Here is an 8051-nt window from a genome sequence, read left to right as displayed (position 1 = left end):
GACCATGCCCCAGCGGCTGCGATACCTCGAAGAGGCTGCGCAAATGTAGTGAAGACTTTCAGAAGGAAACGGCCTTGGCGCTATCGCCAGGACCACTGACGCTGCCAAACTCAGTAACTTGGGCTAAGGCCCAGCCGCCAACAAGGTCCGCGCCCACCTCTCTGACTGACAACCACCTGACCGCGACCACTCAATCGGCTTCGTTTGGGGTTTGAAATCCTGACCGCCAACCGCTGACCGCCAACCGCCAACCGTCAACCGCTGATCGCTACTTCTCCGGGTCCGGGACGGGACAGGTGATATGAGTATGGAGGACGATCCCACGGCCCGCCTCCCTGCTCTTTGAAATCCCAATAACTTCTCCCGACCACCTCGCCAAACCCCGTCTCCCACAAGGTCAACGCCTACCTTCCCAACTGACAGCCGGCCAACCGCTCAATTGGCTTCGTTTGGCGCTTTGAAATCCTGACCGCCGACCGCAGGCTGCCGACCGCCGACCACCCAATTGGCTTCGTTTGGCGCTCTGAAATCTTGGCTGCCGACCGCCGACCACTCATTTGGCTTCGTTTGGCGCTTTGAAATCCTGACTGCCCACCACCGGCCCGCGGATCAGGTAGAGCACCCTCCCGGCAGGCCCGCAAACACGAAAAACGCCTGCAAAGGACCCGTCCGACCACCCCAGGTCCGAGAAAAAAAGGACTTCCCAGCCCCAGAATCGACAGAATCTTGGTCTGGGGTAGACGCAACAAGGGGACGGCGCGGTACAATGACACCGGGCGGGGCTCTGTGCTTAACCGGAGCCAGGGGGAACGAGATTACGCCAAGGGGAATGGTCGCCTAGGCGAACGTCACAGGATTACGGCGCGGAGGTCAGGAGATGGAGTCGCGGAGCGTCTTCGGGGGCGGGATTCGGTTCATTGGGGCCGCACTGGTCGTCGCATGCGCGCTGGTGGTACCCGCGCCAGCGACAGCAGGTTCGTGTGCGTCTTGCGATACCGACACCAATTTCATCATCGACGAGGTGGACACCCTCGCTTTCGTGACCTGTGTGAGCGGTCCCAGCTTGCCCTATGCGCCCGGCTGTCAACAATTCGACCAGGACGGCGACGGCGACGTCGATCAGCTTGACTTCGGCCTGTTCCAAACCTGTCTCGGACGTCCGGTTGCCCCCGTCAATCTGATCATCAGCGAGTTCATGGCCTCCAACGGCACGACTCTCGCGGACGAAGACGGCGAATACCTGGACTGGCTCGAGATCTACAATCCCACGAGCACCGCCGTTAGCCTGAATGGCTGGTATCTCACTGACAAAACCGGCAATCTGACCAAATGGAGGTTCCCCGACGTCAGCATCGAGTCCGGCGAGTACCTCCTCATCTGGGCCACGGAGAAAGACCGCGCCGTCCCAGGCCAGCCGCTGCACACCAATTTCAGGCTCGAGGCGGGCGGCGAGTACCTCGCCCTGGTTAAACCGGACGGCGTGACCGTCGTGTCCGAGTACACCCCCACCTATCCGGTCCAGACCGGCGATGTGTCCTACGGCGTGGCCATGGGATCAACCGACACCTTGGTCGCCTCGACTTCCCCTTGCCGCGCCGCCGTTCTGAGTAACGCCCCCTTGCCGACCGGCTGGCTCCTGCCTACTTTCAACGATTCCGCCTGGCTGACCGGTAACCTGGCTGTCGGATACGAACGATCGGAAGGCTTTGAAAACCTGATCGGGCTTGACGTGGATACCGCCATGGCCTCGAACAACTCCATCCTCATCCGCGTCCCCTTCACCGTGGACGAGCCGACCGCCTACGACAAGCTCATCTTCTACATGCGCTATGACGACGGCTTCGTGGCCTACCTCAACGGCGAGTTCCTGGCCAGCGCCAACGCCCCGACCACCCCAGCCTGGAACTCCAAGGCAACCACCGATCATCCGGACTACCAGGCCCTGACCCCCGTGGCCTACGATGTGTCCACCAAACTCGGAGCCCTGCTCCCGGGTCAGAATATCCTCGCCGTGCACGGCCTCAACAACGGCACAGGTAGCACCGACTTCCTGATCCTGCCCGAACTCTACGCCACCCGCTCCGGCCTGACCATGCCCCGAGTCGAGCGGTACTTCACCAGCCCCTCGCCGGGTCACGTCAACGGCTCCGGAGCCGGAAACATGGGTCCGACCATCACCAACCCCCAATCCTCGCCAGCACTGCCCAACGATACCGACCATCTGACCATCACCGTCGGAGCCGCCGAGTATCTGAACCCCGTGGCCTCCGTGACGATGTACTATCGCGTCATGTATGGCACCGAAACCTCCGTGACCATGCTCGACGACGGCGCCCACGGCGACGGAACCGCCGGCGACGGCGTCTACGGGGCTACCATCCCGGCCAGCCTGTCCACCCCGGGCCAAATGGTCCGCTGGTACTTCCTCGCCGCCGACGACCACGGCCAGACCTCCCGGTGGCCACTCTACGACAGCCCCACCAATTCGGCCCAGTACCTCGGAACCGTGGTCAACAACCCCGGCGTGACCAGCCAGATCCCCATCCTCGAGTGGTTCGCTCAAAACACCGAGGCGGCCGAGACCAACAGAGGCACCCGGGCATCGGCCTTCTTCCTCGGCCAATTCTACGACAACATCGAGATACACCTCCGCGGAATGACCTCCGAAGGCTGGGCCAAGAGAAACCTGAAATTCAAGTTCAACTCCGGCGATAAGTTCTTCTACGCCCTCGACCAGGCCGGCGTCGACGAATTCAACCTCAACAGCACCTACAGCGACAAGGCATATATCCGCCAGGTCCTCTCCTGGGAAACCTATCGCGACGCCGGCGCGGTGGGCTGCATCAGCTTCCCCATGCGCGTCCAGCGGAACGGCGAGTTCTACAGCGTAGCCGTCTTCGTCGAGGAGCCCGAAGAGGAATTCCTGACCCGCCAGAACCTCGATCCCGAAGGCGCCCTGTACAAGATGACCAGCCAGCTGGACTACGCCGACGCCGGCGTCGCGGAAAAGAAGACCCGCGAAACCGAGAACTGGGCCGATATCCAAGCCCTGGTCGCCGGCATCAAGCTGACCGGAACCTATAGAGCTAATTACCTCTTCGATAATGTCGACATCCCTGCCTGCATCAACTACTGGGCCGCGACAACCCTGATCCACGACAACGATCATGTCCAGAAGAACTACTACCTGTACCGCGATACCAATGACACCGGCGAATGGCGATTCCTTCCCTGGGACAAGGACCTCACCTTCGGGCGAAACTACGGCGCCGGCGGCGGCGTGCTCAGCGACGGCATCTGGGCGGCCAACGACCCGTTCAGCCACCCACTCTTCGGCGATTCCGACCACCAGAAGGTCGACAATCTCTGGAACCGCCTCATCGATGCCCTGAGCGATACGCCAGCCATCCGGCAAATGTACCTGCGGCGATTGCGGACGGTCATGGACGCCCAGCTCCAGCCACCGGGCACCCCGGCCGCAGAACTCAAGTTCGAGAACCGCATCAACGAACTCGTGTCCCAGATGCAGGCCGATGTGCTCCTCGACCGCGCGAACTGGGCACTCAAGGGCATCACCTACGGAACCGACCAGGACTTCGCCACCGCAATCGGCATCCTCAAAAATCAGTACTTGGCCGTTCGCCGAACCCACCTCTACAACACCCACGGCCCAACCGGCGACGGCCTCATCCCGACCGCCCAGCCGGCAAATCCAAGCATCACCTTCGGGGCAATCGAACACAGCCCCACTTCGGGTATCCAGGACGAGGAGTACATCGAACTAGTCAACGCCAACACCTACGCCGTAGATATCTCCGGCTGGCTGCTCCAGGTCTACGATAAAAGCGAACAGAAGTTCGAGACCAAGCACACCTTCCACCCGGGAACAGTCATCCGGCCCAGTAGCACCCTCTACGCCACGCCCAGGGCGTCCGCCTTCCGGGCCCGGACCGCAACCCCCATGGGCGGCGAAGGCCGGTTCATCCAGGGTAACTACGATAACCACATCGCCCCGGGCGAAATCGTGCGACTGGTCAGACCCGACGGGACCGTGTCGGCCAGCACCACGGTCGGAGACTAACCGCCTCCGCCAACGACGGTCCCTGCAGAGGTGAGGACAGAACGCGAAACCGCCAGGCTGACGGCGTCGTCTGCTCCCTATAGAAGACTATAACTCTTAACGGTGTTTAAGGGTTCCTAGCGATCTCTGCGCCTCGCCGGCGATCAGGGCTCCGAGCATCGCGTTCCCGTAAACCGAGGGGTGCACGCCATCCGGCGCTAACTGCGTGGCACCCTGGGCGCTGAACCTGTCCTTCAGCAGCGCAGTGTCGATCACCAAGACCCGCTGGTCACCGCTCCTGTTGCGGTCGGCGACAACCTCGGCAATCGTCTCCGCATGCCAGCCGAGCGGCGGAACGACACAGAAGAGCGCAGCATGTGGACAGGCCTCGCGCATCGCCACCAGCCACCGCGTGTACGCGTCCTTGATGGGCAGCAGCGTGAGACTGCTGCCTTCTTTGTGGTGGTCATTGGTACCCATGGCGCAGAAGACATAGTCCGGTTCGGGCGTCAGCAACCCGTCGGCAAGCCGTGATGTCCCCGGATCGTAACGATCCCACGTCTGCGGCAGCGGCGGGATCTCCAGCGCCTTGACCATTCCCTGACCGCCCGTGCCAAGCTGGCCGTACTCACAGCCCAGGGCCGCGCAGACCAGCGGGAACCACGTCACCCGGGCGTTGTGCATCAGCAGGTCGGAGTAATAGGAGCACAGGCCTTCCGAGCACACGCCTTCGGTGATCGAATCGCCGAAACCGATCGCCCTCCTGGACCGCGTCGGGCAGAACACGAGTGAGCCGCCGGCATCAAGCTCAATCCCGGCCAGACGCAGATGGACCGTTGAGGCCCGCCAGCGGTCAGGACTCAGACAGGCGGAGCGGAAGTGAACCTCGAGACGATGATCCCGGGTGACATCCAAGCCGTCGGCCAGCGGCAGCGCGTACACCGTGCCCGTCCTCGCGAGCTGGATGGACTTGAACTCCCCGAAGTCCAGAGAGAAGTCAATGACCGGCATCGCGGTCGGCGGGCAGCCGTCGTTCGCCGTGCCGTCCACGAGCAAACGCACCCCGGCGCTTCCCCGAAAGGCCGCTTTGACGTAGGCGCCGGGCATGCCCGCTTCCGCCCGAGCGCCCCGCCCGGACCCCGTCCGCTTCCAGACGTACGGCGCCAGGAAGAGCCTCGTGTCGTTCATCGGGATGGGAATCACTGCCTTCGTGTCGCCCGCGACCGGGGCAGACGCCGCCCCAGGGCCCAGCCCTCCGGCTTCGCCTCGCGTGTCAGCGACCACCGTCAACACGGCGACAACGAGGATCGCCGCAGTCAGCCTTGGCTCCGGAATGGGTGTGATGCTGGTGCTCATACCGGGAACCTAATCGCAAGCCGCGAGAAAGGAAACCCCCGGATCGCCGGTCGGCCTCCGGAAGCCCGAAAGGCAGAGTCATCTCGAGCGCGTTTGCCCGCCCGGGATCACCTCAGTAGCATGGGAGGCATGAGCTCCACCCTCGCCCTCATCGTGTTGAGTTGCCTCTCCGGTGTCGTCATCACCAGTGACTCGCCGCCCGATGACGCGGCCTGGAAGACGCTTCGTCGGCAGGCGGTCAACCGTCAGAGACACGTCATCTTCAACAACGACGGCAACGAACCCGTCTACTTCTGCAAGGAGGCAACCACGGAGGAGCTGCTCCGCTCGCGGACCACGCCGCTGGCCGGCTCCCAGGTCGACGCCATCTTCTACTGCACGTGGAGTTCCGGCTTCGGCATGTTCACCCACAACACCCGGGTCGGCCAGGTGTTCAACACCCGCGAGGGAGTCTATCAATCGAACCTGACCCAGGAGTTCCTCGACAGGGGAATCGACCCCCTCCGGGTCATGATCGACTTCGCCCATGCCCACCGCATGGAGCTGTTCTGGTCCTTCCGCGTGAATGACACCCACGATGCCTCGGGAGCCGCCTACGGGCCGGTGATGCTCCGGGCCAACCGTCTGAAGCAGGAACACCCCGAATGGCTGATCGGCACGAAGGAGAAACGCCCTCGATACGGCCAGTGGACCGCAGTGAACTTCGGCGTGACCGAGATTCGCGATCTCGCCTTTCGGTACTGCAAGGAGGTATGCACAGGGTACGGCATCGACGGCATCGAGCTGGATTTCTACCGCCATGCGTTCTTCTTCAAATGCTCCGGGCAGGGCGCGCCCTGCGGCGAAGAGGAACTGAGCCAGATGACCGATCTCCTGCGGCGGATTCGCAAGATGACCGAGGAGACGGGTCGCCGACGCGGTCGTCCTATCCTCCTGGCTGTCCGCGTCCCGGACTCCGTCGAGTACTGCCGGTTCATCGGGCTTGATCTGCAGCGGTGGCTGGCGGACGGCCTGGTGGACCTGCTGATCGTCGGCGGCTACACCCAGCTCAATGCCTGGGAGTACAGCGTTCAGCTGGGCCATCGCTACGGCGCCAAGGTGTATCCATCGCTCGACGAGCCGCGAATCAGGGACGAGACCGCCCAGAAGCTGCGCGCAAGCCTGGCCAGCTACCGCGGCCGGGCCCTGAACGTCTGGTCCTCGGGAGCCGATGGCGTGTACGTGTTCAACCTCTTCGATCCGAACAACCCGCTCTGGCGCGAGCTCGGCGATCCGGCCGGCCTCCGCATGCTGGATCGCCACTACTTCGCCAGCATCCGCGGCATGGGCGCCGTACCCATACCTCACCAGAAGTTCATCCGCATCCCGACGCTCAACCCGGCCAGCCCGATCACGGTGAAGCCCGAGAAGCCCGCCGGCGTCGAGTTCAAGGTCGGCGAAGACACGTCCGCTGCCGCCGAACACACGCGTATCGAGCTTCGCCTGCGTTTCAAGAAGCCGCCGGTTTCCCAAAGTCTGCATGTTCGGCTCAACGGCCAGGGACTGTCGGCTGGCGTGGCCGACAAGGAGTGGCTCGACTATGCGTTGCCGGGCGCCTCTCTCCGCCAGGGAGCCAATACGCTCGAACTCTCGTGTCGCCCTGAGCAGATGGAGCCGCTCTCCCTGCTCGATCTCTACGTCAGGATCACACCGCCCTGACCGCGACGAACATGGCGTGAGGGGGATGGGGTGCGTCGAGGGGTTGTGACGGTTTTGCCCAGCCGGCGGAGTACCACGGAATCGAGGATCGCACGGATCCCGGCGTGGGGTGGTCTGGCGCGGTCTGTTCGGCGTAGCGGTCCAGGCGGTATACTGGCAGTCCTTATGCCATTCTCGATTCTCGCACGAGCATCGTGGACAGCATTGGTTCTCCTGTCCTTGACCTACACCAGTCTCGCCCCTGCCGCGGAATCCGGCCCCGCGCTCGAGGAGGGTTGGCGGGCGCCGCCGGTCGAGGCTCGCCTGCGGGCGTACTGGTGGTGGCTCAACGGCAACGTCACCAGGGCGGCCATCACCCGCGACCTGGAGGAGATGGCCGCCAAGGGTTTCGGCGGAGCGATCATCTGTGATGCCGGGGGCGCCGAACAGGACGGCAACGACCGCGTTCCCCATGGCCCCACGTTCTTCACTCCGGAATGGCGCGAGCTCTACAAGCACACCCTGGGTGAGGCGGATCGGCTTGGCCTGGAGATGAGCCTGAGCATCCAGAGCGGCTGGAACCTCGGGGGTCCGATGGTCATGGCCGAGGATGCCCCGAAGCGGCTCGTTTGGTCGGAGACGCGAGTGGCCGGGCCGGCCCGGTTTCGTGGTACGCTTCAGAAGCCAAATCACGACGCGGAGTTCTATCGCGATGTGGCCGTATTGGCCTGCCCACTCAAGGTTTCGCCCGCCCTGGTCGACCCGTCCCGCCAGTCTCGGCTCCAGCATTGGCCAGAGAAGGCCCTGCACAAGGCCTTGCACTTCTCCGCGCCCGACACCTCGCTTCTCTTTGAGGAATCGCTCGCCGTGGCGGGTGAGGAACATGCCCGTTCGAGGGACGTGATCGATCTGGGCCAGGGGCTCTCGGCCGATGGCACGCTGGAGTGGGAGGTGCCTG

General features: G+C 63.5%; 4 protein-coding genes. 3 read left to right on the top strand and 1 reads right to left on the bottom strand.

What is annotated here, in order from left to right; all coding sequences use genetic code 11:
- The first annotated feature begins 877 nt into the window (after positions 1–877).
- On the top strand, positions 878–4081 hold the full coding sequence (locus tag KA354_24775; GenBank protein ID MBP7937867.1) for a CotH kinase family protein: 3204 nt from the start codon (positions 878–880) through the stop codon (positions 4079–4081).
- A gap of 96 nt (positions 4082–4177) precedes the next feature.
- Here the strand turns inward: KA354_24775 and KA354_24770 are convergent, their stop codons facing one another.
- A complete protein-coding gene (locus KA354_24770) occupies positions 4178–5416 on the bottom strand; it encodes a hypothetical protein (GenBank protein MBP7937866.1) in 1239 nt (412 codons plus the stop codon).
- 129 nt (positions 5417–5545) lie between these two features.
- On the opposite strand from KA354_24770, the gene KA354_24765 reads away from it, so the two are divergent.
- Both KA354_24765 and KA354_24760 read left to right on the top strand, forming a co-directional pair.
- Positions 5546–7114, top strand: a complete 1569-nt coding sequence (locus KA354_24765) for a family 10 glycosylhydrolase (GenBank protein MBP7937865.1) — start codon at positions 5546–5548, stop codon at positions 7112–7114.
- Positions 7115–7333: 219 nt separating this feature from the next.
- On the top strand, positions 7334–8051 hold a 718-nt coding region (locus KA354_24760), incomplete at its 3' end, for a glycoside hydrolase (protein MBP7937864.1).

It is taken from the genome of Phycisphaerae bacterium, assembly GCA_018003015.1.
Taxonomy (GTDB): domain Bacteria; phylum Planctomycetota; class Phycisphaerae; order UBA1845; family PWPN01; genus JAGNEZ01.
The sequence above is the reverse complement of the archived record's forward strand: the minus strand, read 5'-3'. Positions and strand labels throughout refer to the sequence as shown.

What these genes read in the sequence shown, in the direction of transcription:
- KA354_24765 (MBP7937865.1), top strand. Translation starts at nt 5,546, where the DNA reads ATGAGCTCCACCCTCGCCCTCATCGTGTTGAGTTGCCTCTCCGGTGTC.
- KA354_24775 (MBP7937867.1), top strand. Translation starts at nt 878, where the DNA reads ATGGAGTCGCGGAGCGTCTTCGGGGGCGGGATTCGGTTCATTGGGGCC.
- KA354_24770 (MBP7937866.1), bottom strand. Translation starts at nt 5,416, where the DNA reads ATGAGCACCAGCATCACACCCATTCCGGAGCCAAGGCTGACTGCGGCG.